This is a genomic window from Ramlibacter sp. PS4R-6 (genome assembly GCF_037572775.1).
GTDB lineage: Bacteria > Pseudomonadota > Gammaproteobacteria > Burkholderiales > Burkholderiaceae_C > Ramlibacter.
Genome location: NZ_JBBHKA010000001.1, coordinates 1,042,975 through 1,068,200, shown reverse-complemented (window position 1 = coordinate 1,068,200; position 25,226 = coordinate 1,042,975). Strand labels below are relative to the sequence as shown.

Here is a 25,226-nt window from a genome sequence, read left to right as displayed (position 1 = left end):
GGATTACAGGGGGCGATACCAGGCCAGTGCGACGGCGGCAAGCGCCGGCACCAGCGAGAGGGGAAAGGCGAGTGATGCGCGCCAGCGCGCGCCAGCGGGCGTGGCCAGCATTGCGGCCGGCGCCACGGCAAGCAGCGGGATCAGGACGTACCAGGGCAGTTCGGCGGTCATCACGGCGGCGACTCCCACCAGCGAAGCCGCGACGGTGGCGGGCAGGGAGACGCTGCGGCCGTCGGGCGCCGGCCGCCCGCGCAATGCCTGCACGCACAGCGTGGCCGCAGCCGCGGAGCCCGCGGCGAGGCCCGAGACGCCCAGCAGGGCCGAGGCGCCCAGGATCGCCACGACGCCGGTGCCGAATCCCAGGGCCGCTGCGGCAGCAGCACCGCGCACGGGGTCGGCGGACACCCTCAGGGTCGCCGCGGCCTGCCATGCGACGTAGGCCGCGATGACAAGCCCGGCACCGGCGGCGGCTGCAAGCTCCTTCTGCGCGAGCAAGCGCCAGAGGACCCACGCGCTCGAGGCCGCGAGCACGGCGACGACCAGGATACGCGCCGAACGCGTCCGGACCTGCTCGACCAGCACGCACAGCGCCAACGATGCGACCGCCACGAGGGCGAGCCGGCGAGTCGATGGCAGGGATTCAAGCGACCAGCCGATCGCCAGCGTCGCGCACGCGGCAAAGCCCGCGACCTGGGCCAGGGCGAGCCAGCGCGTGCGGGCGAGCGGTGCCGCAACCGCGAGCGCGGCGATGAACGGCAGGATGCCGCCCTGGACCGCGGGGTGTCCCAACCAATCCTGCAAAGGCCGCCTATTGGTTCGTGTACGCGTCGTGGCAGTTCACGCAGGCCTTGTCGGCCGCGCGCCACGCGGCTTTCACCGCGTCGAGGTTGCCCGTGCGGGCCGCGGCCTGCAGCTTCAGCACCTCGGCCTGCATCTGGTCGGCGAGCTCACGGAACTTGGGCAGCTCGCTCCAGAGCACCGGCTTGGCGTCGGTGCGGCCGACGCCGTTGGTCTCGGGAGCGAACGCGATCCACGGCAGCCGCGACATGGCGACGACCACGTCCGCATGCTCCTGCGCCACCTTCGCGTCGAACGGCACGCGGTCCTTGGCCATCGCGCCCAGGCGCGTGTAAAAACTGGTGCCCATGACGTTCATGACGCTCTGGCGGTACTTCACCGCGTCCTCGGGCTTGCGGAACTGCGCATGCGCCGGCAGCGCTGCCAGCATGGCCAGGGCAATCAGTGCACACTTCATGGCAACGGGCCTCCTGGCGCAAGTCTGGCCCGCCGACCGCGATCCGGCATTGGGGAACGTCCGTACATTCGCGATGGAATAAAGCCATGGAAGCCGCAACAACCCTCCGCACCAAGGTCTGGGACCTGCCCACGCGGGTGTTCCACTGGCTGCTCGCTGCATGCGCCGTAGGCCTGCTCGTGACCGGCAAGATGAAGGGCGACGCACTGGAGTGGCATGCCCGCATCGGCTACTGCGTCGGCGCGCTGCTGCTCTTTCGCCTGGTGTGGGGCTTCGTCGGCGGACGCTGGTCGCGCTTCGCGGCCTTCGCGCCTTCGCCGGCGCGCGCATGGGCCTACCTGCGCGGCGCGCACGCCGACGCGCCGGGACACAACCCGCTTGGCGCCTTCTCGGTCTACGCCTTGCTGCTGTTCTTCGCGTTGCAGGTGGCCAGCGGCCTGTTCTCCGCCACCAAGGAGGACTTCGCGGCGCCGCTGTCGGTGCTGGTGTCGAACGACACGGTGCGTTTCATGACCGGCTACCACAAGCGCGTCGGCCAGGTCGTGCTGATCGTGCTGGTGTCGTTGCACCTGATCGCCGTCCTCTATTACCTGGCGCGCGGCCGAAACCTCGTCGCCGCCATGGTGCACGGGGAGCAGGCGGGACCGGGCGAGCCTTCGCGCGACGATGCCCGGTCGCGCTGGCTGGCGGTCGCGCTGCTGAGCTTGTGCTCACTTGTGATGTATTGTGTCGTGAAGCTTGGGGGCTGAGCGAGCTGTTGCATCTGGCTTGCACGGCCGGGCACGGACGCTACACTGAAGGGCCCAGAGTTTCCGTGGCACGCGCTTGGACACCCCGCAGATACCGCTCGCCGAGCTCATCTCCCCGACCCACCCCCAAGACCTCGACGCCGTGCGCTCGCTCATCCGCGAGTACGCGCAATCGCTGGGCGTGGACCTCTGCTTCCAGTCCCTCGACGAGGAGCTCGCCGCCCTGCCGGGCGAGTACGCCGCGCCGCGCGGAGCGCTGTACATGGCCGCGATCGACGGCAAGCCCGCCGGCTGCGTCGCGCTGCGCCCGCTGGACAGCGCGGACTACCCGAACGCCGCCGAGATGAAGCGCCTGTACGTGCGCGACCACTATCGCGGCAGCGGCTTGGGCCGCGAGCTCGCGCAGGCCGCGCTCGACGCGGCGCTGGAGGCCGGCTACAGCTGCGTGCTGCTGGATACGCTGGACGACATGGAAGCGGCGCGCGGGCTGTACGAGGACCTCGGCTTCCGCGAGATCCCGCCGTACTACCACAACCCCATCCCGGGGGCGCACTACCTCAAGGCGGACCTGGAGGCGGCGCCGCGCACGCAGCGCCGCACCGGCCGCATCTCGGGCTTCAGCCCTTTAGCTGCGACAGCATCGTCCCTGCGTCGCTGACCTCGAACTTGCCGGGCGCCTCGACGTTGAGCGAGGCGACCTTGCCGTCCTTCACCAGCATCGAATAGCGCGCGCTGCGGATGCCCATGCCGCGGCCCGTGAGGTCGAGCGTCAGGCCCGCCGCCTTGGCGAAGTCGGCGCTGCCGTCGGCCAGCATGCGCACCTTGCCCGCCGTCTTCTGGTCGCGCGCCCACGCGCCCATCACGAACGCGTCGTTCACCGACAGGCACCAGATCTCGTCGACGCCGGCCTTCTGCAGCTCGCCGGCCTTCTCGACGAAGCCGGGCACGTGCTTGGCCGAGCAAGTGGGCGTGAAAGCGCCGGGCAACGCGAACAGGGCGATGGTCTTGCCCTTGCTGGCCTCGGCCACGTTCACGGGGTTCGGGCCGATCGAGCAGCCGTTGCCTTCGACTTCGGAAAACTCCTGCAGCGTCACTGCGGGGAGCGGGTCACCGACCTTGATCATCACTTGCCTCCGGAAAAAGAGAAACGGCCCACATTGTGGGCCGTTCCGGCGATGCTTGCAGCGCCGAAACGCCAAAGGGCGTTTCGGATCGGATGCCGGGAGGGGTTTAGACCTCGGCAGCCTTCTCGACGAGGCGGGTCGCCACCCAGTTCTTCGTCTTGGAGATCGGGCGGCTTTCCTCGATCTCGACGATGTCGCCGAGGTGGAATTCACCCTTCTCGTCGTGCGCGTGGTACTTGCTCGACTTGGCGACGATCTTGCCGTAGAGCGCGTGCTTGACGCGGCGCTCGACGAGCACGGTGACGGTCTTGTTGCGCTTGTCGCTCACGACCTTGCCGACCAGGGTGCGCTTGAGGGAAGTCTTTTCAGCCATTGTTCTCATCCTTCCTTACTTCGCAGCCTTCTGCTCGCCCTGCTTCTGGGCGAGGATGGTCTTCGCACGCGCGATGTCGCGGCGGGTGTGGCGCAGCGTCGCGGTGTTCGTGAGTTGTTGCGTGGCCTTCTGCATGCGCAGGCCGAAGTGGGCCTTCTGCAGGTCCGACACTTCCTTGGCGAGCTCGGTCACGTCCTTCTGGCGCAGTTCAGCAGTTTTCATTTTTCCAATTCCTCCTGCTTACGCGCCGATCTGGCGGGCGACGAACGCGGTGCGAAGCGGCAGCTTCGCGGCGGCCAGGCGGAACGCCTCGCGCGCGAGTTCCTCGGTCACGCCGACGATCTCGAACACGACCTTGCCCGGCTGGATCTCGGCCACGTAGTACTCGGGGTTGCCCTTGCCGTTGCCCATCCGCACTTCGGCGGGCTTCTGGGAGATCGGCTTGTCGGGGAACACACGGATCCAGATGCGGCCGCCGCGCTTGACGTGGCGGGAGATCGCGCGGCGCGCGGCTTCGATCTGGCGGGCCGTCAGGCGGCCACGGTCCGTGCACTTGAGGCCGAAGTCACCGAAGGCCACCGAGTTGCCCCGGGTGGCGATGCCGGTGTTGCGGCCCTTCTGTTCCTTGCGGAACTTGCGGCGTGCGGGTTGCAGCATGTTTACTCTCCTTTACCGTCTGCCGGCGTGGCGGCAGGCGCGGCAGTCTTGCGGACGCGCTTAACGGTGGTTTTCGGCGCGTCGGGCGCGCCTCCAGTGGTTGCTTCGGCGGGCTTGTCGCTGCCGTCGCTCGGTGCGGCGGTCGTCGCGCCTGCAGTTGCCGGCGTGCGGCGGGTGGACGGGCCACGGCGATCGCCGCCGGGGCCGCCACGGCGGTCGCCGTCACGGCGCGGGCCGCGCGGGCCGCGGCGCTCTTCGCCTTCCGGACGCGGGGTGGCGTCCAGGTTCGGCGCGTCGCGCATGCCCAGCGTGTCGCCCTTGTAGACCCACACCTTGACGCCGATGACGCCGTAGGTGGTCTTGGCTTCGCTGAAACCGTAGTCGATGTCGGCGCGCAGCGTGTGGAGCGGCACGCGGCCTTCGCGGTACCACTCGGTGCGCGCGATCTCGATGCCGTTCAGGCGGCCGGCGGACATGATCTTGATGCCCTGCGCGCCCAGGCGCATCGCGTTCTGCATCGCGCGCTTCATCGCGCGGCGGAACATGATGCGCTTCTCGAGCTGCTGGGTGATCGAGTCGGCGATCAGCTGGGCATCGACTTCGGGCTTGCGCACTTCCTCGATGTTGACCGCGACCGGCACGCCCAGGCGCTTGGCGAGTTCCTTCTTCAGGTTCTCGATGTCCTCGCCCTTCTTGCCGATCACGACGCCCGGACGCGCCGAGAAGATCGTGATGCGGGCGTTCTTGGCGGGGCGCTCGATGAGCACGCGCGAGACCGCCGCGTTCTTCAGCTTGGCCTTCAGGAATTCGCGGACCTTGATGTCCTCGGCCAGCATGCCGGCGAAGTCGCGGTTGTTCGCGTACCAGCGGCTGGCCCAGTTGCGGCTGACCGCGAGGCGGAAGCCGGTCGGATGGATTTTCTGTCCCATATCTTCTGCCTTAGTTGCCGACCGTCACGTACACGTGGCACGTGGGCTTGCTGATGCGGTTGCCGCGGCCCTTGGCCCGCGCGGTGAAGCGCTTGAGCGTGGTGCCTTGCTCGACGTGGATCGTCTTGACCTTCAGCTCGTCGATGTCGGCGCCGTCGTTGTGCTCGGCGTTCGCGATCGCGGACTCCAGCACCTTGCGCACGATCAGCGCGCCCTTCTTGGGCGAGAACTGCAGGATGTTCAGGGCCTGGTCGACCTTCTTGCCGCGGACCATGTCGGCCACCAGCCGACCCTTGTCGACGGAGAGGCGGACGCCGCGGAGGACTGCACGGGTTTCCATGTTTCGTGTCCTTTACTTCTTGACGACCTTCTTGTCGGCCGGGTGACCCTTGAAGGTCCGCGTGAGCGCGAATTCGCCCAGCTTGTGGCCGACCATCTGGTCGGTGATGTAGACCGGCACGTGCTGCTTGCCGTTGTGCACGGCGATCGTCAGCCCGATGAAATCGGGCGAGATCATGGAGCGGCGCGACCAGGTCTTGATCGGCTTCTTGTCCTTCGCGGACGTGGCCTTGTCGACCTTCGCCTGCAGGTGGTGGTCGACGAAGGGACCTTTCTTGAGGGAGCGAGTCATCTCTTAATGTCCCTTCTTCACTTCTTGCGGCGCGAGACGATGAACGTCTGCGTGCGCTTGTTGTTGCGGGTGCGGTAGCCCTTCGTGAGGTTGCCCCACGGGTCCACCGGGTGGCGGCCTTCGCCGGTCTTGCCTTCGCCGCCGCCGTGCGGGTGGTCCACCGGGTTCATCACGACGCCGCGCACCGTCGGGCGGATGCCCATGTGGCGCTTGACGCCGGCCTTGCCGATCTGGCGCAGGCTGTGTTCCTCGTTCGAGACCTCGCCGATCGTGGCGCGGCACTCGATGTGGATCTTGCGCACTTCGCCCGAGCGCATGCGCACCTGGGCGTACGTGCCTTCGCGCGCCAGCAGCGTCGCCGAGGCGCCCGCGGAACGCGCGATCTGCGCGCCGCCGCCCGGCTTCAGCTCGATGCAGTGGATCGTCGAGCCGACGGGGATGTTGCGCACCGGCAGGGTGTTGCCCGCGCGGATCGGCGCCTCGGAACCGGACATCAGCGTCTGGCCGACTTCAACGCCACGCGGGGCGATGATGTAGCGGCGCTCGCCGTCGGCGTAGACCACCAGGGCCAGGTGCGCCGTGCGGTTCGGGTCGTACTCGATGCGCTCGACCTTGGCGGCGATGCCGTCCTTGTTGCGGCGGAAGTCGACGACGCGGTAGTGGTGGCGATGCCCGCCGCCCTTGTGGCGCGTCGTGATGTGGCCGTTGTTGTTGCGGCCCGACTTCTGGTGCTGCGGTTCCAGCAGCGGCGCGTAGCCTTCACCCTTGTGCAGGTGCCCGCGCGAGATCTTGACCATGCCCCGTTGGCCGGGGGTGGTCGGTTTCATCTTGATGACGGCCATGTTACGCAGCCTCCCCGGACAGGTTCAGCTCTTGACCTTCCTTCAGCGTCACGTAGGCCTTGCGAACGTGGTCGCGGCGGCCCACCGAGCGGCCGAAGCGCTTGGTCTTGCCCTTGATGTTGACGACGGAGACGCCCTTGACCTCGACCTTGAACATCAGTTCGACGGCCGCCTTGATCTCGGGCTTGGTGGCATCCTGCAGCACCTTGAAGGTGACCGAGTTGCTCTTCTCGGCGACGGACGTGGCCTTCTCGGACACGATCGGCGCGACGAGCACCTGCATCAGCCGGCCTTCGTCGAACTTGCGTTCAGCGGGAGTGGGATTGACGCGGCTCATGCGAACATCTCCTTGAGCTGGTCGATGGCGGCCTTGGTGACGAGCACCTTCTTGTAGTGCACCAGCGACAGCGGGTCGGCGTAACGCGGCTCGACGACGAGCACGTTGGCCAGGTTGCGCGACGCCAGGTACAGGTTCTCGTCGACCTCGTCGGCGATCACCAGCACGGAGTCAAGGTTCATCGCCTTGAAGCGCTGCGCGAGTTGCTTGGTCTTGGGCGAATCGACCTTGATCGAATCGACCACCGCCAGCCGGCCTTCGCGGGCCAGCTGCGAGAAGATGGACGCCATGCCGGCGCGGTACATCTTCTTGTTGATCTTCTGGGTGAAGTTCTCGTCCGGGCTGTTCGGGAAGATGCGTCCGCCGCCACGCCACAGCGGGGACGACGTCATGCCGGCGCGCGCGCGGCCGGTGCCCTTCTGCTTGAACGGCTTCTTGGTCGAGTGCTTGACCTCTTGGCGGTCCTTCTGCTTGCGCGTGCCCTGGCGGGCGTTCGCCTGGAAGGCGACGACGACCTGGTGCACCAGGTCCTCGTTGTATTCGCGGCCGAACACGGTCTCGGGAGCGTCGATCTTCGACGCGGCCTGGCCCTGCTCGTTCAGGAGTTCGAGTTGCATGGTTACTTCGCTCCCTTCGCGGCGCCGGCGGGCTTCGCCTTGACGGCGGGACGCACGGTGACGAAGCCGCCCTTCGAGCCGGGCACGGCGCCGCGGATCAGCAGCAGGCTGCGCTCGGCGTCGACGCGCACGACGTCGAGGTTCTGGGTGGTGACGGTCTCGTCGCCCATGTGGCCGGTCATGCGCTTGCCCGGGAACACGCGGCCCGGGTCCTGCGCCATGCCGATCGAGCCGGGCACGTTGTGCGAACGGCTGTTGCCGTGCGAGGCGCGCTGCGAGGACATGTTGTGGCGCTTGATCGTGCCGGCGTAGCCCTTGCCGATCGAGGTGCCTTGCACGTCGACCTTCTGGCCCGCGGCGAAGAGGTCGGCGACGGGCACGGTGGCGCCGGCGGCGTACTTCGCGGCCGTATCGGCCGTCACGCGGAATTCCTGGATGATTTCGCCGGCTTCGACGCCGGCCTTGGCGAGGTGGCCCGCCATCGGCTTGGAAACGCGCGAGGCGCGGCGCTTGCCGAACGTGACCTGCAGGGCCACGTAGCCGTCCGTGTCCTGGGACTTGACCTGGGTGACGCGGTTGCCCGACACATCCACCACCGTGACCGGGACTGCGTCCCCGTCATCGGTGAACAGGCGCATCATGCCCACCTTGCGGCCCAAGAGACCCAATTGGGTGCTCAGACTCATGTTGTTGCTCCGTTACTTGCGCCGCGGCCGCTGCAATTGGCTTCCGCGTTGGACGCTTCCTTCATCCGAAGAATCGGGAAACGGCGACAAGAAGGTTGATAAAAAACTCCACCCGTACTTCGGGCGAAGTCCGCGATTATAGCCTTCCCCGGGAAAGCCTGCAAAGGCTGGAGGCCGGGCATCTGCAAGAATCCCGGCCTGCCACAAGCAAACCGTAGGAGTACCTCCCGTGAGACCCACCCGAGCGGCCGCCGCCTGCGCCCTGTTCGCCACCCTGTCCATCCCCTTCCTCCCCGCCCTCGCCGCCCCGGCGCCCGTCGGGGCCTCCGGCGTCCTGACGGGCACGCCTGCCCAGTTCCTGGAAGGCTGCCGGGCCGACATGGCCCAGGCCAAGGCCGGGATGGCCGCCCTGAAGCTGCTCAAGGCCGCCCCGGCCGGTGTCCTGGAGGCCTACGACAAGGCCCAGTGGCACCTGTCGGCCGCTAATGCCCGCGCCAGCCTCGGCCATGAAACCCACCCGGACAAGGCCATGCGGGAAGCCGCAGAGACCTGCGACCAGGAAACCCAGGAGCTGGGCACCGAGTTCTCGCTGGACCGCGGCATCTACGACGCCCTGGCGGCGATCGACGCCAAGGCCCTGGATGCGGCCGGGCGCTACTACGTGGAGCGCACGCTGCTGGGCTTCCGCCTGGCGGGCGTGGACCGAGACGAGGCCACCCGCAACCGCGTCAAGCAGATCGAGGGCGACCTGGTGAAGCTGAGCCAGGAATTCGCGCGAAACATCCGCGAAAGCGTGCTGAGGATGGAGGTCGATCCCGCCGACCTCGAGGGCCTGCCCGAGGACTACGTGAAGGCCCATAAGCCGAACGCGGCCGGCAAGGTGGTCCTGACCACCGACAGCCCCGACTACGTGCCGTTCATGTCGTATGCCAGGCGCGGCGCGGTGCGCGAGGCCTACTGGAAGCTGTACCGCACCCGCGCCTACCCGAAGAACATCGCGGTGCTGGAGCAGATCCTGGCCAAGCGCCACGAGAAGGCCACGCTGCTGGGCTTCAGGAACTGGGCCGACTACATCACCGCCGACAAGATGATCGAGAGCGGCACCAAGGCCGGTGAGTTCATCGAGAAGATCTCCACCGCGGCGGATGCGCGCTCCAGACGCGACTACGCCGATCTGCTGGCGCGCAAGCAGAAGGACGAGCCGGCGGCCGCCGCTCTCAATCCCTGGGACACCGGCTACCTCACCGACCGCATCAAGTCGGAGAAGTTCGGCGTCGATGCGCGCGAGGTGCGCCCGTACTTCCAATACGAGAACGTCAAGAACGCGGTGCTCGCCACCACCGGCAAGCTGTTCGGCATCCGCTACCAGCGCGTGGCGAACGCCAAGGTCTGGGCGCCGGAGGTCGAGGCCTACGACGTGTTCGACGGCTCGCGCCTGCTCGGGCGCATCTACCTGGACATGCACCCGCGCGCCAACAAGTACAAGCACTATGCGCAGTTCACGCTGGTGCCCGGCAAGGCCGACGTGGCGCTGCCCGAGGGCGTGCTGGTCTGCAACTTCCCCCAGCCCAAGGACGGTGACCCGGGGCTGATGCAGCACAACGACGTCGTCACCTTCTTCCACGAATTCGGCCACCTGGTGCACCACGTCCTCGCGGGCCAGCAACGCTGGTCGGGCGCGGGCGTGGAGTGGGACTTCGTCGAAGCCCCGTCGCAGATGCTGGAGGAGTGGGCGCGCGATCCGAAGACCCTGCAGTCCTTCGCCATCCACTACCAGACGAAGCAGCCGATCCCGCTGGCGCTGGCGCAGAAGCTGAAGGACGCCGAGGAGTTCGGCAACGGCCTGTTCGTGCGGCAGCAGATGTCGCTGGCGGCCATCAGCCTGGGCCTGCACAACCGCGACCCGAAGGGCCTGGACACCACGCTGTTCACCGCGCAGCAGCAGGAGAAGTACACGCCCTTCAAGTACGTGCCCGGCACCCACTTCCAGACGGCCTTCGGCCACCTCGACGGCTATTCGGCGATCTACTACACCTACATGTGGTCGCTGGTGATCGCCAAGGACATGTACAGCGCGTTCACCGCGCAGGGCGACATCATGAAGCCCGACGCAGCGATGAAGTACCGCAAGTACGTGTTGGAAGCGACGGGCACGAAGCCGGCCGCGAACCTGGTCTCGGACTTCCTGGGGCGGCCGTACGGCTTCCAGGCGTACGAGGACTGGCTGAACGGCAAGCGCTGAAGTTTCGACGCAATGAAAAAGCCGCCCGAGGGCGGCTTTTGTTTTTCCAGCGGCAGCGCTTACTGCAGCTTGATCTCGACGTCGACGCCGGCCGGCAAGTCGAGCTTCATCAGCGCGTCCACCGTCTTGTCCGTGGGGTCGACGATGTCCATCAGGCGCTGGTGCGTGCGGATCTCGAACTGGTCGCGCGAGCTCTTGTTCACGTGCGGCGAGCGCAGGATGTCGAAGCGCTTCATGCGCGTCGGCAGGGGCACGGGGCCCTTGACGATGGCGCCGGTGCGCTTGGCCGTGTCGACGATCTCGGCGGCGGACTGGTCGATCAGCTTGTAGTCGAACGCCTTGAGGCGGATGCGGATTTTCTGTTGCGTGGCCATGTCTTACTCCATGATCTTCGCAACGACGCCGGCGCCGACGGTCTTGCCACCTTCGCGGATGGCAAAGCGCAGGCCCTCTTCCATGGCGATCGGGGCGATCAGCTTGACGGTGATCGTCACGTTGTCGCCAGGCATCACCATCTCCTTGTCCTTGGGCAGCTCGATGGCGCCCGTCACGTCCGTCGTGCGGAAGTAGAACTGGGGACGGTAGTTGTTGAAGAACGGCGTGTGGCGGCCGCCTTCGTCCTTGGAGAGCACGTAGATCTCGGCCGTGAAGTGCGTGTGCGGCTTGATGGAGCCGGGCTTGCACAGCACCTGGCCGCGCTCGACTTCCTCGCGCTTCGTGCCGCGCAGCAGGATACCGACGTTGTCGCCCGCCTGGCCCTGGTCCAGCAGCTTGCGGAACATCTCAACGCCCGTGCAGGTGGTCTTGAGCGTCGCCTTCAGGCCCACGATCTCGATTTCCTCGCCGACCTTGATCACGCCGCGCTCGACGCGGCCCGTCACCACCGTGCCGCGGCCGGAGATGGAGAAGACGTCTTCCACCGGCATCAGGAACGCACCGTCAATGGCGCGCTCGGGCGTGGGGATGTAGCTGTCCAGCGCATCGGCCAGCTTCATGATGGCTTGCTCGCCCAGCTCGCCCTTGTCGCCTTCCATGGCGAGTTTGGCCGAGCCCTTGACGATGGGCGTGTCGTCACCGGGGAACTCGTACTTGGACAGGAGTTCGCGAACTTCCATCTCCACCAGCTCCAGCAGCTCGGCGTCATCGACCATGTCGCACTTGTTCATGAACACGATGATGTAGGGCACGCCCACCTGGCGGGCCAGCAGGATGTGCTCGCGCGTCTGGGGCATGGGGCCGTCGGCGGCCGAGACCACCAGGATGGCGCCATCCATCTGGGCGGCGCCGGTGATCATGTTCTTCACATAGTCGGCGTGGCCGGGGCAGTCAACGTGCGCGTAGTGGCGCTTGGACGTCTCGTACTCCACGTGCGCCGTATTGATCGTGATGCCGCGCGCCTTTTCTTCCGGGGCCGCATCGATCTGGTCGTAGGCCTTGGCTTCGCCGCCGAACTTGGCCGCCAGCACCGAAGTGATCGCCGCCGTCAGCGTCGTCTTGCCATGGTCCACGTGGCCGATCGTGCCCACGTTCACGTGCGGCTTGGTCCGCTCAAACTTGCCTTTTGCCATTTGATATCTCCAAAAAGAGCAATGCCCGTGTATAGGTTTTAGGTCTGCATCACCTTGCTGGTTCCCCCACCGCGGGCAATGGGGGGCAGGTGATCGCAGACCGTTGGATTTACTTCGTGCGCGCCGAGATGATGGCCTCGGCCACGTTCTTCGGAGCTTCGGCGTAGTGCTTGAACTCCATCGTGTACGTGGCGCGGCCCTGCGACATCGAGCGCAGCGTCGTCGAGTAGCCGAACATCTCCGACAGCGGCACTTCGGCCTTGATGATCTTGCCGCCGCCGGGCATGTCGTCCATGCCCTGCACCATGCCGCGGCGGGACGACAGGTCGCCCATCACGTTGCCGGCGTAGTCCTCGGGCGTCTCGACTTCCACGGCCATCATCGGCTCGAGGATGACGGGGCTGGCCTTCTTGGCGGCTTCCTTAAAGCCGAAGATGGCGGCCATCTTGAACGCGTTTTCGTTCGAGTCCACCTCGTGGTAGGAGCCGAAGGTCAGCGTGACCTTCACGTCCACCACCGGGTAGCCCGCCATCACGCCGGTGTTGAGCGCTTCGTTCACGCCCTTCTCGACCGCCGGGATGAATTCGCGCGGCACCACGCCGCCCTTGATCGCGTCGACGAACTCGAAGCCCTTGCCGGACTCCTGCGGCTCGACCGTGAAGACGACGTGGCCGTACTGGCCCTTGCCGCCCGACTGGCGCACGAACTTGCCTTCGACGTCGGTGACCTTCTTGCGGATGGTCTCGCGGTACGCGACCTGCGGCTTGCCCACGTTGGCTTCCACGCCGAACTCGCGCTTCATGCGGTCGACGATGATTTCCAGGTGCAGTTCGCCCATGCCGGCGATGATGGTCTGGCCCGATTCCTCGTCGGTCTTGACGCGGAACGACGGGTCTTCGGCGGCCAGGCGCGACAGGGCCACGCCCATCTTCTCCTGGTCGGCCTTGGTCTTGGGTTCCACGGCCTGCGCGATGACGGGCTCGGGGAACACCATGCGCTCGAGCATGACGATCGAGGCCGGGTCGCACAGCGTTTCGCCGGTGGTGACGTCCTTCAGGCCCACGCAGGCGGCGATGTCACCGGCGCGGATCTCCTCGATTTCCTGGCGATTATTGGCGTGCATCTGCACGATACGGCCGATGCGCTCCTTCTTGCCGCGGATCGGGTTGTAGACGCTGTCGCCCTTGGACAGCACGCCCGAGTACACGCGCACGAACGTGAGCTGGCCGACGAACGGGTCCGTCATCAGCTTGAACGCCAGCGCCGAGAACTTCTCGTTGTCGTCGGCCTTGCGGGTGACTTCCTTCTCGTCCTCGTCCGTGCCCTTGACCGGGGGGATGTCCACCGGCGAAGGCATGAGCTCGATCACGGCGTCCAGCATGCGCTGCACGCCCTTGTTCTTGAAGGCCGTGCCGCACAGCATCGGCTGGATCTCGCCGGCGATCGTGCGCGTGCGCAGGCCCAGCGTGATCTCGGTTTCGGTCAGGTCGCCTTCCTCGAGGTACTTGTTCATCAGTTCCTCGTTGGCTTCGGCGGCCGCCTCGACCATCTTCTCGCGCCATTCCTTCGCGGACTCGACCAGGTCGGCCGGGATTTCCTCGAAGGTGAACTTCATGCCCTGGGACGCTTCGTCCCAGTAGATGGCCTTCATCTTGCGCAGGTCGACCACGCCGGTGAAGTTTTCCTCGGCGCCGATCGGGATCACGATGGGCACCGGGTTCGCCTTCAGGCGCGCCTTCATCTGCTCGTAGACCTTGAAGAAGTTCGCGCCGGTGCGGTCCATCTTGTTGACGAACGCCAGGCGCGGCACGCGGTACTTGTTGGCCTGGCGCCAGACCGTCTCGGACTGCGGCTGCACGCCGCCCACGGCGCAGTACACCATGCAGGCGCCGTCCAGCACGCGCATGGAACGCTCCACCTCGATGGTGAAGTCCACGTGGCCGGGGGTGTCGATGATGTTGATGCGATGCTCGGGAAAGGACATGTCCATGCCCTTCCAGAAGCAGGTGGTGGCAGCCGAGGTGATCGTGATGCCGCGCTCCTGCTCCTGCTCCATCCAGTCCATGGTCGCGGCGCCGTCGTGCACTTCACCGATCTTGTGGTTAACGCCGGTGTAGTAGAGGATGCGTTCCGTGGTCGTGGTCTTGCCGGCGTCGATGTGCGCCGAGATACCGATGTTCCGGTACCGTTCGATGGGCGTTTTGCGGGCCATGTTCATTCTTTCTTTTCAATGGGCAAGGGCCCGCTCTCGGCGGGCCCGCACCTCGGATATGGGGACGGGTCTTAGAAGCGGAAGTGGCTGAAGGCCTTGTTCGCCTCGGCCATGCGGTGCACTTCGTCGCGCTTCTTCATCGCGCCGCCACGGCCTTCCGTGGCTTCCATCAGTTCGTTGGCCAGGCGCAGGGCCATGGACTTCTCGCCGCGCTTCTTGGCGGCTTCCTTCAGCCAGCGCATGGACAGCGCCAGGCGGCGGATCGGGCGCACTTCCACGGGCACCTGGTAGTTCGCGCCACCGACGCGGCGCGACTTCACTTCGACCATCGGCTTCACGTTGTTGATGGCCATCGTGAAGGCCTCGACCGGGTCCTTGCCCGGGTTCTTCTTCTCGATCTGCTCGAGGGCACCGTAGACGATGCGCTCGGCGATCGCCTTCTTGCCGCCTTGCATGATGACGTTCATGAACTTGGCGAGCTCGACATTGCCGTACTTGGGATCCGGCAGGATTTCACGCTTGGGGACTTCGCGACGACGCGGCATTTCAATTCACCTTTCAAATTGCTTCAGCTGGCCCTCGAGGGGCCCAGGGAGCCAATCGGCTTCCCGCTTACTCGACCCGAAGCACTATTGCTTTTTGGGGTCACTACGCTTGGTTCGCCTGCCGAGGCGACCAGGCACCGACAAAACGAAAACTTCTTAGGCCTTCTTCGGGCGCTTGGCGCCGTACTTCGAGCGGGACTGCTTGCGGTCCTTGACGCCTTGCAGGTCAAGCGAGCCGCGCACGATGTGGTAACGCACGCCGGGCAGGTCCTTCACGCGGCCGCCGCGCACGAGCACCACCGAGTGCTCCTGCAGGTTGTGGCCTTCGCCGCCGATGTACGAGATGACCTCGAAACCGTTGGTCAGGCGCACCTTGGCGACCTTGCGAAGGGCCGAGTTCGGCTTCTTCGGCGTCGTCGTGTACACACGGGTGCACACGCCCCGACGCTGGGGGCTGTTCTGCATCGCGGGCGACTTGGATTTGGTCTTCTCGACCTCCCGCCCCTGACGCACGAGTTGGTTGATGGTTGGCATTAAAAAATGTCCCTAGACAAGCGTGAAATGGGATTCCCAATGGGAAAAGTTCCCCGCCCCAATTGCGGGAAAGCCCACGAGTATATCCGGGAAGGGCAAACCCTGCCTAGATGGCCGGGGTCATTTCACCCAAAGGCGGACCGAATCCCAGGCCCGGCTCAAGATGCCGGCCTGCTCCACCCCTTCCAGCGCCACCAGGGGCACTTCCATCAGGGGCTGGTCGCCGGAAGACACCTTGAGCACGGCCACCTGCTGGCCTTTCGCCAGGGGCGCCAGCAGCGGGTCGGGGCGGGCCACCTGGGTCTTGATCCGCGCCGAGGTGCCCGCCGGCACCGCCAGCACGATGGGCTGCGCGCGCCCCAGCTTGGCCGTCTTCTGGGTGCCCTTCCAGACCTCGGGCGTGACCACCGCCTGGTTGGCGTCGAAGAGCTTGACGCCCTCGTAGGCGGTGTAGCCCCAGTTCAGCAGCTTCTGGGCCTCATTGGCGCGGGCGGTCTCGCTGGACGCACCCAGCACGATGGCCAGCAGGCGGCGGCCTTGCAGGTTGGGGAAGTCGCGCTTGGCGGTGGCGATCAGGCAGTAGCCGGCGGCTTCCGTGTGGCCGGTCTTCAGGCCGTCCACCGTCGGGTCGCGGAACAGCAGCATGTTCCGGTTGGTGTCGTTGGCCGTCGGCGTGCCTTCGTAGCGGTATTTCCGGATGGAGTAGTAATGCAGGTACTCCGGGAAGTCCTGCAGGATGCGCGTGGCGAGGATCGACAGGTCGCGCGCCGTCGTGGTGTGCCCTGCGGTGGTCAGGCCTTCCGGGTTGCGGTACGCGGTGTTCTTCATGCCCAGTGTCTTGGCCTGCTGGTTCATGAGTTCGACGAAGTGTTCGACGGTGCCGCCCACGCCTTCGGCCAGCGCGATCGTGGCGTCGTTGCCCGACTGCACGATCATCCCCTTGATCAGGTCGTCCACCGGCACCGTCATCTTCGGGTCGATGAACATCGTCGAACCGCCGATCTTCCAGGCCCGCACGCTCACGGGCAGGCGCTGCTCCAGCGTGATCTTCCTGGCGCGCAGCGCGTCGAACACCAAGTACTGCGTCATGAGCTTGGTGAGCGACGCCGGCTCGACCGGCGAATCGATGTCGCGCCCGGCCAGCACCTGGTTGGCGCTGACGTCGACCAGGAGGTAGCTGCGCGCCGCGATCTCGGGCGGCTGGGGCGTCTGCGCCCAAGCGGCGATGCAGGCGAAAGCGAGGACGGGCGCGAGGAGCGCCTTCAGGAATCGGTTCATGGTGTTGGTTACGAACGCAGGTGGCGAACCACGAGGCTCTTCAGGAGGGGCAATTGTCCGTGAAAGAAGTGCCCGCCACCGGGCACAACGGTAACGGGGAGTTGCTGCGGCCGCGCCCAGTCCATCACCGACGCGAGCGGCACCGTGTCGTCTTCCTCGCCATGGACCACGAGCGTGCGGTCGTGCGCTTCCGCCGGGAGCGTGGCGACCGTGAAGCGCGAGGCCGCCGTGCCGACCAGCACGATCTTTTCCGGCGTGCGCTCGGCCCACAGCCGCGCGACGGCGCCCGCGGCGACGAAGGAACCGAACGAGAAGCCCGCCAGCGCCAGCGGCCCCGGCGGCGCTTCCTGCGCCACGATGTGCAGCAGGTCGTCGAGTTCGCCGCGCCCTTCGTCGTGCGCACCTTCGGACGCGCCGACGCCGCGGAAGTTGAAGCGCAGCGAGCGCCAGCCGCTTTGCACGAAGGCACGCGCGAGCGTCTGCACGACCTTGTTCTCCATCGTCCCCGCAAAGAGCGGGTGGGGATGCGCGATGACGGCGGTGCCGTGCGGCGGCGCGCCTTCGCCGGGCTCGTCGGCCAGCATCTCGATCGCGCCGGCGGGGCCTGCGATCGTGAAGCGCCGGGTGCGCAGGTTCATCGGCCCAGGTGCAGCGGCGTGAGCAGGCGCTGCACGACGCGGCCGTTCTTCAGGTGCGATTCGACGATCTCGTCGATGTCGGACTCGTCGACGTAGGTGTACCAGACCGCCTCGGGGTAGACCACCGCGATCGGGCCGCCCTGGCAGCGGTTCATGCAGCCGGCCTGGTTGACGCGCACGCCGCCCGGCCCGGCCAGGCCCGCCTCCTTCACCTTCGCCTTGCAGCGGTCCAGCGCGGCGCGCGCGCCGTGCGGCGCGCAGGAGGCTTCGCCCTTGTCTCGCTCGTTCAGGCAGAAGAAGACATGGTGCTTGTAGTAGGAAGGCGCGCTGTCGGTCATCGTTCGATTTTATTTTGCGCGTCCGATCGCGAGACGCGCACCAGCACATAGGCCAGCGTGACGTAAGGCCACACCCATCCCAGCCACTGCGCGACGCCGTGGAAGCGGATGAAGCGTCCCTGCTCCCAGGCCTGCAGCGTGTGCGTGAAGTACGCGCTGGCGGGCGCCTGGTTCAACAGGCTCAGGTGCAGCATCAGCGCCAGCAGCACCAGCGCCGCGCAGGCCCGCCGCGGCACCGGGAGGAAAGCCAGCGCCAGCAGCAGCGCCGCGGCGACGCCGATCTGCACCGGCAGGCTCAGCCAGGCCCAGGCATGCACCGGCCCCCAGCTCATCGCAGCCGAAAGCGCCGTCGCGGCCAGCCCGACGAAGATGATCCCGACGCCGAACACCGCGCGCTGCGCGATCGAGCGCATCACCGAATACGCCAGCAGGCACGGGATCAGCGCGCCGAGCGTGACGCACAGCAGCTCCGCGCCCGGCACCAGCGGCTGCAGCTCGACGTCGCGCACGGGCAGCCATTCGAGGAAAGGCGTGTCGGCCAGCCATTCGCCCAGCGCCGCTTCCAGCCGCTCCAGCACCTGGCCCAGCCCGAAGGGCACCGACGCCGGAAAGAGGAGCGCGAAAGGCCACAGGATGATGAGCACGATCGCCCCGCGCGCTTCCTCGACGAACCAGCGGCCGCGCACGCGGCCCCAGCGGTCGATCGCGCCGCTCATCACCAGCATCACGGCCACGCCGGCGCCGGCGAGCGCGCCCAGGGTGTTGAGCGCGAAGTCGACATTGGAAGGAACGCGCGAGGGCAGGTAGCTTTGCAGCGCTTCCATCGCGAAGGACAGCACGGCCGAAGAGGCGGTGGCGATGCCGACGGCCACGAGCTTGCTGGCCGGCGCGAAGCTCGGGTTGCCGCGCCTGAGGAAACTCAGCGCCAGCAGGAAACCGAGCGGCATGTAGCCGCCGCAGTTCGCCGCGAAGTCGAACGCGGTCCAGTAGCGCGGCCACGGGCTCCACAGGAAGGCCCAGGGCTCGATGCCCTGGTCGCGCCAGCCCGTGAACGGGTACAGGCTGGCATAGACGATGAGCGCGACGTAGGCCTGGGACAGTGGCCATGCGGAAGTCTTGCGCATGCCGCGGTCAGAAGGGTTTGACCACGGCCAGCACGACCGCCGCCAGCAGCAGCAGCACGGGCAGCTCGTTGAACCAGCGGAACCAGACGTGGCCGCGCGCGAACGAGCCGGCTTCGATCCCGCGCAGGATTTGCGCGCACACGGCGTGGTAGCCGACCGTCAGCGTCACCACCGCGAGCTTGGCGTGCAACCATCCGGCGCCGCGCCCGATGCCGTAGCCGAGCCAGAGCCACAGCCCGAGCGCCAGCGCCGGCACCGCCAGCATCGTCGTGAACCGCAGCAGCTTGCGCGCCATCAGCAGCAGCCGGGCGCGCTCGGCGTCCGAGCCGGCGGGCACCATGGCCAGGTTGACGAAGATGCGCGGCAGGTAGAACAGGCCCGCGAACCAGCTCGCCACGAAAACGATGTGCAGCGCCTTGACCCAGAGCATGGCGGCGAGTGTATGTGCAGGCATCCAGCCCGCGCAGGCAAAAAAAAGCCCCGGCCAAATGCCGGGGCGTGCAAGCCTTTTTGCTGTCACACATTAAGGCACCCGCTCAGGGAGGAAAAGCGGGGAGCGCCGAAGCGCCCAGCCGTAATCTACCAAAGCGGGTCCCCCCTTTCAAGCTGCACTGCGGAGCATGCTACCGATGCAGGGGGCGCATCGGTCCGTGGGGGCCGACGCATCGCCGGCACGGTCCCGACACCGCTTGGAGCACAATTTCCGCATGCAGCCCCATGCCCCCTTCCCCCAAGGCCGGCCCCGCCGCCTGCGCCGCGACGCGTTCACGCGCGACCTGGTGCGCGAAAGCCGCCTGAGCGCGCACGACCTGATCTACCCGGTGTTCGTGCTTGACGGCCGCAACGAACGCCAGGCCGTGGCCTCGATGCCCGGCGTCGAGCGGATGACGGTGGATTTGCTGCTGCCGGTCGCGGAGCAATGCCTGTCGCTCGGCATCCCGGCGCTCGCCCTGTTCCCGGTGATCGATGCGCAGCTGAAGACACCCGACGGCCGCGAGGCCCTGAATGCGAAGGGCCTGGTGCCGCGCGCGGTGCGCGAGCTGAAGTCGCGCTTCCCCGAACTCGGCGTGATGACCGACGTCGCGCTCGACCCTTTCACCAGCCACGGCCAGGACGGCCTGCTCGACGAAACCGGCTACATCGTGAACGACGACACGGTGGAGTTGCTGGTGCGGCAGGCGCTGGTGCAGGCCGAGGCCGGCGTGGACATCGTCGCGCCTTCGGACATGATGGACGGGCGCATCGGCGCGATCCGCCGCGCCCTGGAGGACAAGGGCCACATCCACACGCGCATCATGGCGTACAGCGCCAAGTACGCGAGCGCCTTCTACGGCCCCTTCCGCGACGCGGTGGGCTCGGCCGCCAACCTGGGCAAGTCCAACAAGAAGGTCTACCAGATGGACCCGGGCAACAGCGACGAGGCGTTGCGCGAAGTCGCGATGGACATCGCCGAAGGCGCCGACATGGTGATGGTCAAGCCCGGCATGCCTTACCTGGACATCGTGCGGCGCGTGAAGGACGAGTTCCGCGTGCCCACCTTCGCGTACCAGGTGAGCGGCGAGTACGCGATGCTGCAGGCGGCGGCGAAGAACGGCTGGCTCGACGGCGAGGCCGTGATGATGGAAAGCCTGCTCGCGTTCAAGCGCGCCGGCGCCGACGGCGTGCTCACCTACTTCGCGCTGGAAGCCGCGCGGGTGCTGCGCCGCTGACGCGATGCACATCGTCGAATTCACCGGCGGCACGCTGCGCTTCCTCGACCAGCCGCCGGCGCACGCGCCCGCGTCGGGGTTCGTGTGGATCTACCTCGAACGCGAGGAGCTCGAGCAGGACACGGCCGCGCTGCAGCGTGCGGCGCAGGCCCTGGGCGGCTCGCCCATCCTCGACCTGCACCTGCAGGACCTGGGCAACCGCGCGCATCCCTCCGACTACGACTACACCTCGGTTTACGACCGCGTGATCTTCCGGCGCCTCGCCACCGAAGCGGAGGTGCGCGCCGAGACCGCGAACGCGCCGCTGCCGGACCACGGCGTGCTGCACGCCTTCGCCGGCATCCGCTCGCGCGCCGTCGGCTTCGTGGTGTTCGACCGCCTGCTGATCACCGTGCACCCCGCGGGCTGCTACACGGCCGAGACCTTCATGCGCCGCTTCCTCGGCGATGCGGTGCAGACGGAGGGCATCGCCGTCACCGCCCGCACGCGCTTGCCCGCGAGCCCCTCGGACCTGATGCTGCGCATGGTCAACGTGATGGTCGACAGCTACCTGGAACTGCGCAAGCAGCTCAACGCCGAGCTCGACGCCTGGCAGGACGAGCTGCTGGCGCCGAAATCGCGCGGCACCGACTGGCGCGCGTTCATGACGGCGCGTGCGGCGCTGCACACGCTCGAGGACCTGTGCGAAGGCCAGAACGACGCCATGCAGGAGTGGCTGGACACCATGCGCGAGCAGCCCACGCCCGGCATGCCGCAGGCCGAGCGCGATTCGCTCTTGGCCCGCGCCCGCGACGTGATCGAGCACGTGCAGCGGGTGCTGCACCACGTGCGCCGCATGGAACAGGGCGCCGAGACCGCCGTGCAGATCCACTTCTCGGCGCTGTCGCATCGCACGAACGAGATCATGCGCGTGCTCACGGCGCTCACGGCGGTGTTCCTGCCACTGAACTTCATCACCGGCTTCTTCGGCATGAACTTCGAGTTCCTGCCGCTGATCCACTCGGACAAGGCGATGTGGGTCATGCTCGCGCTGATGCTGGCGATCGCCCTCACTGTGGTCGGCGTGTTCTGGCGCAAGCGCTACCTCGCGCGCACGCGCTGACGCCGGCGATGACGCCGCCCTGCTTCGTGGGCACCGCCGGCTGGAGCCTGCCGCGCGACGTGCAGGACGCCTTCCCGGATGAGGGCTCGCACCTGCAGCGCTATGCGCAGCGTTTCAGCGCCTGCGAGATCAACTCCTCCTTCCACCGCCTGCACCGCGCCGCCGTGTGGCAACGCTGGGCCGACAGCGTCCCGGACGGGTTCCGCTTCAGCGCGAAGCTGCCCAAGGCGGTCACGCACGAGAAACGTCTCGTGGATACCGACTGCGACATCGACGCCTTCCTCGAACAGGCCGCGCCGCTGGGCGGCAAGCTCGCCTGCCTGCTGGTGCAGCTGCCGCCCAGCCTCGCCTTCGACGAACGCACCGCCGCCGCTTTCCTGGGCGAGTTGCGCACGCGCTGGGACGGCAGCGTGGCGCTGGAGCCGCGCCATGCCAGCTGGTTCGGCGCCGCCGCCGATGCGCTGCTCGCCGCGCACCGCGTCGCGCGCGTGCTGGCCGACCCCGTGCGTTTCGCGGCCGCCGTGGCGCCCGGCGGCTGGCCGCAGCTCGTCTACGTGCGCCTGCACGGCTCGCCGCGCATGTACTACTCGTCCTACGAGGCGCCGGTGCTGCACGCGCTGGCGCATCGCATCGCGATGGAATTGCGCGCCGGGCGCGAGCTGTGGTGCATCTTCGACAACACGGCGGCGAGCGCCGCGGCCCATAATGCCCTCGCGCTGCAAGCCGCGCTGGCGCGGGAGTTCGCATGACCCACCACCATCCGCCGCACCGGGGCCGCGAGGCCCAGGTCAACTACCGCAAGGGCGCCACCGGCGCCGACGTCACGCGCGAGAACATCGAGGCCATGCGGCGCCTGGAGGAAGCGCAGATGGCGAGCCGCACCACCGCCGACCGCATCGCGTCGGCGATCGCACGCTTCTGCGGCAGCATGACCTTCGTCTGGATCCACGTCGTGCTGTTCGCGGCGTGGATCGGCTACAACGCGCTGCCCTGGTTCCACGCCTTCGATCCCTATCCCTTCACCTTCCTCACGCTGGTGGTGTCGCTGGAGGCGATCTTCCTGTCGACCTTCATCCTGATCAGCCAGAACTACGAGCTGCGGATCACCGAGCGGCGCAACCAGCTGGACCTGCAGATCAACCTGCTGGCCGAGCAGGAGAACACCAAGATGCTGCAGGTGCTCGAGCAGATCGCCAAGAAGGTGGGCGCCAGCGTCGACGACGACCCGCAGATCCGCGCGCTGGAGGAAGCCACGCGCCCCGAGGCGCTCGTCAAGCAGATCGAGGAAGCCTACGGCGAACGCCGCAAGGATTCCTGAGCGCGGTTCACTTCACGCCGAACAGCTGCGCGCCGTTGTCCCACGCGATGCGGCGCGCGACCTCGGGGGGCAGCTCGCCCAGCCACGCGCGGTAGCCGCGCATCAGGTCCTCGTAGCTTTCCCAGCGCCCGTTCACCCAGGTGTCCGAGCCGATCACGAAGCGGTCGGGGTACTTGAGCATCAGCGCGCGCCAGTCGGCGCACAGCTTCGCGGCGTCGCAGGTCAGGCCCGGGCGGTAGGAAAGCTCCCCCATCAGCAGCGGGTACTTTGCGAGCAGTTGCTCGACCCGCGCTGCCGCAGGCCCCGAGATGCCGGTGTGCGCCCAGATGACCCGCGCCTTCTGCCCCCTGGACGGCGTGTGCGCCATGAGCAGGTCGATCGCCGTGTCGTCCACGTGCGCGAGCACGGCCAAGTTCTTCTCCTCGGCCAGCTGCATCAGCTTCCTCGCCACCGGCCCGTTGGCGTTCGCGCTGTCGTACAGGTGGAACTCGCCGATGCCACGGAAGGGCCCTGCAGCCGTGCCACGCGCCAGTTCCGACTGGACCATCGCGTAGATCGACTCGTCGCGGAACCAGTTGTCGTAATCGGCGCGGTTGCGGTACAGGCGCACGAAGGGCACCACGGTGACGCCCGCCTGCTTCACCAGCGGCGAGGCCGCCAGCGCGTGCGTGCCGTCGTTGGGGCGCGAATTCGCGACGATGGCGCGCACGCCGCTGCGCTGCATCCGGCCCACCGCATCGGGGATGGGATGCGGTCCTTGCGCGGCCTCGACGTTGTAGTGCAGGTGCGCGTCGAAAAGCGGCCCCGCGTAGTCGGCCGCGTGCGCCGCGCACGCGAGCATGAACACCGCGGCGGCAAGCGGGCGCATCGTCAGCCCACGTGCTTGCGGAAGAACGCCAGCGTGCGCTCGCGCGCCACCTTGGCGGCCTCGGCGTTGTAGGAGCCGCGCTGGTCGCAGTTGAACCCGTGGTTCGCGTGGTACACGTGCACCTCGACTTCCGGGTGCGCCTTCTTGAACGCCTCGACGCTGTCCAGCGGGATCCAGTGGTCCTGGTCGCCGAAGTGCGCCATCACCGGGCACTTGGGTTGGCGCGCCACTTCCTCGGGTGTCGTGACGCCGCCGCCGTAGTACGGCGCCGCGGCGGCCAGGCCGTCGAGCGTGCAGGCGGAACGCCAGGTGAGCAGCCCACCCCAGCAGTAGCCCACGATGCCGACCTTGCCGGCCTGCGCCGCATGGTCGATGGCCGCCTGGATGTCGGCGAGCACGCCGGGCGCGGGCAAGGCCTCGACCGCCATCTTCAGCGCGAAACCGTTCTTCATGTCGTCCTCGCCGTACCCGAGTTCGACGCCGGGCTTGACCCGGTGGAAGGTCGAGGGCGCGACGACGAAGTAGCCGTCCTTCGCGTAGCCGTCGGCCACCGAGCGGATGTGCGAGTTGACCCCGAAGATTTCCTGCAGCACCACCACGCCGCCGCGCGCCTGGCCCGAGGGTTGGGCGACGTACGCCGGGAAAGTGAAGCCGTCGGAGGAACGCAGGTCGGTGAATGAGCCCATCGGGGTGTCTCCTGGTGATGCGGAAAAGGAAGCCGCGTAGCTTGGCGCAGGGGTGCGGGCGCCGTCAACCCGCCACTTTTGCTGTAATGGCGGTTCACACCCGAGGAGAGTAGTGGTGCAGAACATCCTGCTGGTGACCGGCGGCAGCCGCGGCATAGGCGCCGCCACCGCGAAGCTCGCGGCGCAACGCGGCTACGCCGTGGCGGTGAACTACGCGAGCCGGCGCGACGCCGCCGACGAGGTCGTGCGCGCCATCGAGGCCGGCGGCGGCCGCGCCATCGCCGTGCCCGGCGACGTCGCGAAGGAGAGCGACATCCTCGCCATGTTCGAAACGGTCGACCGCCAGCTCGGGCGCCTCACCGCGCTGGTCAACAACGCCGGTGTCGTGGACCGCGCGCAGCGCGTGGACGAGATGGACCTGGCACGCCTGAAGCGCATGTTCGACATCAACGTGCTCGGCTCCATCCTGTGCGCGCGCGAGGCCGTGAAGCGGATGAGCACGAAGCACGGCGGCGCGGGCGGCGCACTCGTCAACGTCTCCAGCGCAGCGTCGCGCCTGGGGGCGCCGGGCCAGTACGTCGATTACGCGGCGGCCAAGGGCGCGATCGATTCGTTCACGCTCGGCCTGGCGAAGGAAGTCGCCGCCGAGGGCATCCGCGTCAACGCCGTGCGCCCGGGGCTGATCGAAACCGACATCCACGCCTCGGGCGGCATCCCCGACCGCGTCAAGCAGCTGCAGCACCAGGTGCCGATGCAGCGCGGCGGCTCGGCCGAGGAAGTGGCCGAGTCCATCCTGTGGCTGCTGTCGCCCGAAGCGAGCTACGTCACCATGTCGCTGCTGGAAGTTTCCGGAGGACGCTGAAG

At 67.5% G+C, this 25,226-nt stretch carries 32 protein-coding genes and 1 pseudogene; 8 read left to right on the top strand and 25 right to left on the bottom strand.

Annotation, left to right across the window (positions count from 1 at the left end; all coding sequences use genetic code 11):
* Window positions 1–3 precede the first annotated feature (3 nt).
* Both WG903_RS05230 and WG903_RS05225 read right to left on the bottom strand, forming a co-directional pair.
* On the bottom strand, window positions 4–801 hold the full coding sequence (locus WG903_RS05230; RefSeq protein ID WP_340073161.1) for a hypothetical protein: 798 nt from the start codon (window positions 799–801) through the stop codon (window positions 4–6).
* 7 nt (window positions 802–808) lie between these two features.
* The gene (locus tag WG903_RS05225) at window positions 809–1,255 is read right to left on the bottom strand and encodes a c-type cytochrome (RefSeq protein WP_340073160.1); all 447 of its coding nucleotides are present in this window, start codon (window positions 1,253–1,255) and stop codon (window positions 809–811) included.
* Between the two features lie 86 nt (window positions 1,256–1,341).
* On the opposite strand from WG903_RS05225, the gene WG903_RS05220 reads away from it, so the two are divergent.
* Entirely contained in the window at window positions 1,342–2,004 is a 663-nt protein-coding gene (locus tag WG903_RS05220; protein WP_340073159.1) for a cytochrome b/b6 domain-containing protein, read from the top strand.
* 91 nt (window positions 2,005–2,095) lie between these two features.
* A pseudogene (locus WG903_RS05215) lies at window positions 2,096–2,575 on the top strand (GNAT family N-acetyltransferase); the annotation flags it as partial.
* A 46-nt stretch (window positions 2,576–2,621) separates the two neighbouring features.
* Here WG903_RS05215 and WG903_RS05210 read toward each other — a convergent pair.
* The 11 genes from WG903_RS05210 to rplC form a co-directional block, all read right to left on the bottom strand.
* Window positions 2,622–3,128 (bottom strand): peroxiredoxin, encoded by a 507-nt coding sequence (locus WG903_RS05210; RefSeq protein ID WP_340073158.1) that lies wholly within the window; start codon window positions 3,126–3,128, stop codon window positions 2,622–2,624.
* A gap of 106 nt (window positions 3,129–3,234) precedes the next feature.
* Window positions 3,235–3,501 (bottom strand): 30S ribosomal protein S17, encoded by a 267-nt coding sequence (gene rpsQ / locus WG903_RS05205; RefSeq protein WP_340073157.1) that lies wholly within the window; start codon window positions 3,499–3,501, stop codon window positions 3,235–3,237.
* A 15-nt stretch (window positions 3,502–3,516) separates the two neighbouring features.
* Entirely contained in the window at window positions 3,517–3,723 is a 207-nt protein-coding gene (gene rpmC / locus WG903_RS05200; RefSeq protein ID WP_340073156.1) for a 50S ribosomal protein L29, read from the bottom strand.
* An 18-nt stretch (window positions 3,724–3,741) separates the two neighbouring features.
* Window positions 3,742–4,158 (bottom strand): 50S ribosomal protein L16, encoded by a 417-nt coding sequence (gene rplP / locus WG903_RS05195; RefSeq protein WP_340073155.1) that lies wholly within the window; start codon window positions 4,156–4,158, stop codon window positions 3,742–3,744.
* A 2-nt stretch (window positions 4,159–4,160) separates the two neighbouring features.
* Window positions 4,161–5,087, bottom strand: coding sequence for a 30S ribosomal protein S3 (gene rpsC, locus WG903_RS05190; protein ID WP_340073154.1), 927 nt, complete (start codon window positions 5,085–5,087; stop codon window positions 4,161–4,163).
* A 10-nt stretch (window positions 5,088–5,097) separates the two neighbouring features.
* Window positions 5,098–5,427, bottom strand: coding sequence for a 50S ribosomal protein L22 (rplV, locus tag WG903_RS05185; RefSeq protein WP_340073153.1), 330 nt, complete (start codon window positions 5,425–5,427; stop codon window positions 5,098–5,100).
* Window positions 5,428–5,439: 12 nt separating this feature from the next.
* The gene (gene rpsS / locus WG903_RS05180) at window positions 5,440–5,718 is read right to left on the bottom strand and encodes a 30S ribosomal protein S19 (protein ID WP_340073152.1); all 279 of its coding nucleotides are present in this window, start codon (window positions 5,716–5,718) and stop codon (window positions 5,440–5,442) included.
* A 17-nt stretch (window positions 5,719–5,735) separates the two neighbouring features.
* On the bottom strand, window positions 5,736–6,560 hold the full coding sequence (rplB, locus tag WG903_RS05175; protein WP_340073151.1) for a 50S ribosomal protein L2: 825 nt from the start codon (window positions 6,558–6,560) through the stop codon (window positions 5,736–5,738).
* 1 nt (window position 6,561) lies between these two features.
* Entirely contained in the window at window positions 6,562–6,897 is a 336-nt protein-coding gene (rplW, locus tag WG903_RS05170; protein WP_340073150.1) for a 50S ribosomal protein L23, read from the bottom strand.
* The gene (rplD, locus tag WG903_RS05165) at window positions 6,894–7,514 is read right to left on the bottom strand and encodes a 50S ribosomal protein L4 (protein ID WP_340073149.1); all 621 of its coding nucleotides are present in this window, start codon (window positions 7,512–7,514) and stop codon (window positions 6,894–6,896) included. Before rplD ends, rplW begins: the two co-directional genes overlap by 4 nt.
* Before the next feature lie 2 nt (window positions 7,515–7,516).
* On the bottom strand, window positions 7,517–8,200 hold the full coding sequence (gene rplC / locus WG903_RS05160) for a 50S ribosomal protein L3 (protein ID WP_340073148.1): 684 nt from the start codon (window positions 8,198–8,200) through the stop codon (window positions 7,517–7,519).
* A 229-nt stretch (window positions 8,201–8,429) separates the two neighbouring features.
* On the opposite strand from rplC, the gene WG903_RS05155 reads away from it, so the two are divergent.
* The gene (locus WG903_RS05155; RefSeq protein ID WP_340073147.1) at window positions 8,430–10,442 is read left to right on the top strand and encodes a M3 family metallopeptidase; all 2,013 of its coding nucleotides are present in this window, start codon (window positions 8,430–8,432) and stop codon (window positions 10,440–10,442) included.
* A gap of 59 nt (window positions 10,443–10,501) precedes the next feature.
* On the opposite strand, the gene rpsJ is transcribed toward WG903_RS05155, so the two are convergent.
* The 10 genes from rpsJ to WG903_RS05105 form a co-directional block, all read right to left on the bottom strand.
* Entirely contained in the window at window positions 10,502–10,816 is a 315-nt protein-coding gene (gene rpsJ / locus WG903_RS05150) for a 30S ribosomal protein S10 (RefSeq protein WP_027102403.1), read from the bottom strand.
* A gap of 3 nt (window positions 10,817–10,819) precedes the next feature.
* On the bottom strand, window positions 10,820–12,010 hold the full coding sequence (tuf, locus tag WG903_RS05145) for an elongation factor Tu (RefSeq protein ID WP_340072616.1): 1,191 nt from the start codon (window positions 12,008–12,010) through the stop codon (window positions 10,820–10,822).
* 109 nt (window positions 12,011–12,119) lie between these two features.
* Window positions 12,120–14,222 carry an elongation factor G gene (gene fusA, locus WG903_RS05140; RefSeq protein ID WP_340073146.1) on the bottom strand — a complete coding sequence of 701 codons (2,103 nt, stop codon included), beginning with the start codon at window positions 14,220–14,222 and terminating at the stop codon, window positions 12,120–12,122.
* Between the two features lie 71 nt (window positions 14,223–14,293).
* The gene (gene rpsG / locus WG903_RS05135) at window positions 14,294–14,767 is read right to left on the bottom strand and encodes a 30S ribosomal protein S7 (protein WP_340073145.1); all 474 of its coding nucleotides are present in this window, start codon (window positions 14,765–14,767) and stop codon (window positions 14,294–14,296) included.
* A gap of 156 nt (window positions 14,768–14,923) precedes the next feature.
* Window positions 14,924–15,301: a 30S ribosomal protein S12 gene (gene rpsL, locus WG903_RS05130; RefSeq protein WP_017759704.1), complete on the bottom strand. Its 378-nt coding sequence runs from the start codon at window positions 15,299–15,301 to the stop codon at window positions 14,924–14,926.
* A gap of 120 nt (window positions 15,302–15,421) precedes the next feature.
* Window positions 15,422–16,579, bottom strand: coding sequence for a D-alanyl-D-alanine carboxypeptidase family protein (locus tag WG903_RS05125; protein WP_340073144.1), 1,158 nt, complete (start codon window positions 16,577–16,579; stop codon window positions 15,422–15,424).
* Window positions 16,580–16,587: 8 nt separating this feature from the next.
* On the bottom strand, window positions 16,588–17,217 hold the full coding sequence (locus tag WG903_RS05120; RefSeq protein WP_340073143.1) for an alpha/beta hydrolase: 630 nt from the start codon (window positions 17,215–17,217) through the stop codon (window positions 16,588–16,590).
* Complete coding sequence (locus WG903_RS05115; protein WP_340073142.1) at window positions 17,214–17,555, bottom strand: (2Fe-2S) ferredoxin domain-containing protein; 342 nt, start codon at window positions 17,553–17,555, stop codon at window positions 17,214–17,216. Before WG903_RS05115 ends, WG903_RS05120 begins: the two co-directional genes overlap by 4 nt.
* Window positions 17,552–18,679: a VanZ family protein gene (locus WG903_RS05110; protein ID WP_340073141.1), complete on the bottom strand. Its 1,128-nt coding sequence runs from the start codon at window positions 18,677–18,679 to the stop codon at window positions 17,552–17,554. Before WG903_RS05110 ends, WG903_RS05115 begins: the two co-directional genes overlap by 4 nt.
* A gap of 7 nt (window positions 18,680–18,686) precedes the next feature.
* Window positions 18,687–19,109, bottom strand: a complete 423-nt coding sequence (locus tag WG903_RS05105) for a CopD family protein (protein WP_340073140.1) — start codon at window positions 19,107–19,109, stop codon at window positions 18,687–18,689.
* 277 nt (window positions 19,110–19,386) lie between these two features.
* Here WG903_RS05105 and hemB point away from each other — a divergent pair, with 277 nt between their 5' ends.
* From hemB to WG903_RS05085, 4 genes are read left to right on the top strand one after another with little or no spacing between them, the layout of a single operon-like run.
* Complete coding sequence (hemB, locus tag WG903_RS05100; RefSeq protein ID WP_340073139.1) at window positions 19,387–20,388, top strand: porphobilinogen synthase; 1,002 nt, start codon at window positions 19,387–19,389, stop codon at window positions 20,386–20,388.
* Window positions 20,389–20,392: 4 nt separating this feature from the next.
* Window positions 20,393–21,490: a magnesium transporter CorA family protein gene (locus tag WG903_RS05095; RefSeq protein WP_340073138.1), complete on the top strand. Its 1,098-nt coding sequence runs from the start codon at window positions 20,393–20,395 to the stop codon at window positions 21,488–21,490.
* Window positions 21,491–21,498: 8 nt separating this feature from the next.
* A complete protein-coding gene (locus WG903_RS05090) occupies window positions 21,499–22,239 on the top strand; it encodes a DUF72 domain-containing protein (RefSeq protein ID WP_340073137.1) in 741 nt (246 codons plus the stop codon).
* Window positions 22,236–22,808, top strand: a complete 573-nt coding sequence (locus tag WG903_RS05085) for a DUF1003 domain-containing protein (protein ID WP_340073136.1) — start codon at window positions 22,236–22,238, stop codon at window positions 22,806–22,808. Before WG903_RS05090 ends, WG903_RS05085 begins: the two co-directional genes overlap by 4 nt.
* Window positions 22,809–22,815: 7 nt before the next feature.
* On the opposite strand, the gene WG903_RS05080 is transcribed toward WG903_RS05085, so the two are convergent.
* Window positions 22,816–23,676 (bottom strand): amidohydrolase, encoded by an 861-nt coding sequence (locus WG903_RS05080; RefSeq protein ID WP_340073135.1) that lies wholly within the window; start codon window positions 23,674–23,676, stop codon window positions 22,816–22,818.
* Between the two features lie 2 nt (window positions 23,677–23,678).
* Window positions 23,679–24,362 carry a dienelactone hydrolase family protein gene (locus WG903_RS05075; protein WP_340073134.1) on the bottom strand — a complete coding sequence of 228 codons (684 nt, stop codon included), beginning with the start codon at window positions 24,360–24,362 and terminating at the stop codon, window positions 23,679–23,681.
* A 115-nt stretch (window positions 24,363–24,477) separates the two neighbouring features.
* On the opposite strand from WG903_RS05075, the gene WG903_RS05070 reads away from it, so the two are divergent.
* Window positions 24,478–25,224, top strand: coding sequence for an SDR family oxidoreductase (locus WG903_RS05070; RefSeq protein ID WP_340073133.1), 747 nt, complete (start codon window positions 24,478–24,480; stop codon window positions 25,222–25,224).
* The last annotated feature ends 2 nt before the right edge of the window (window positions 25,225–25,226 follow it).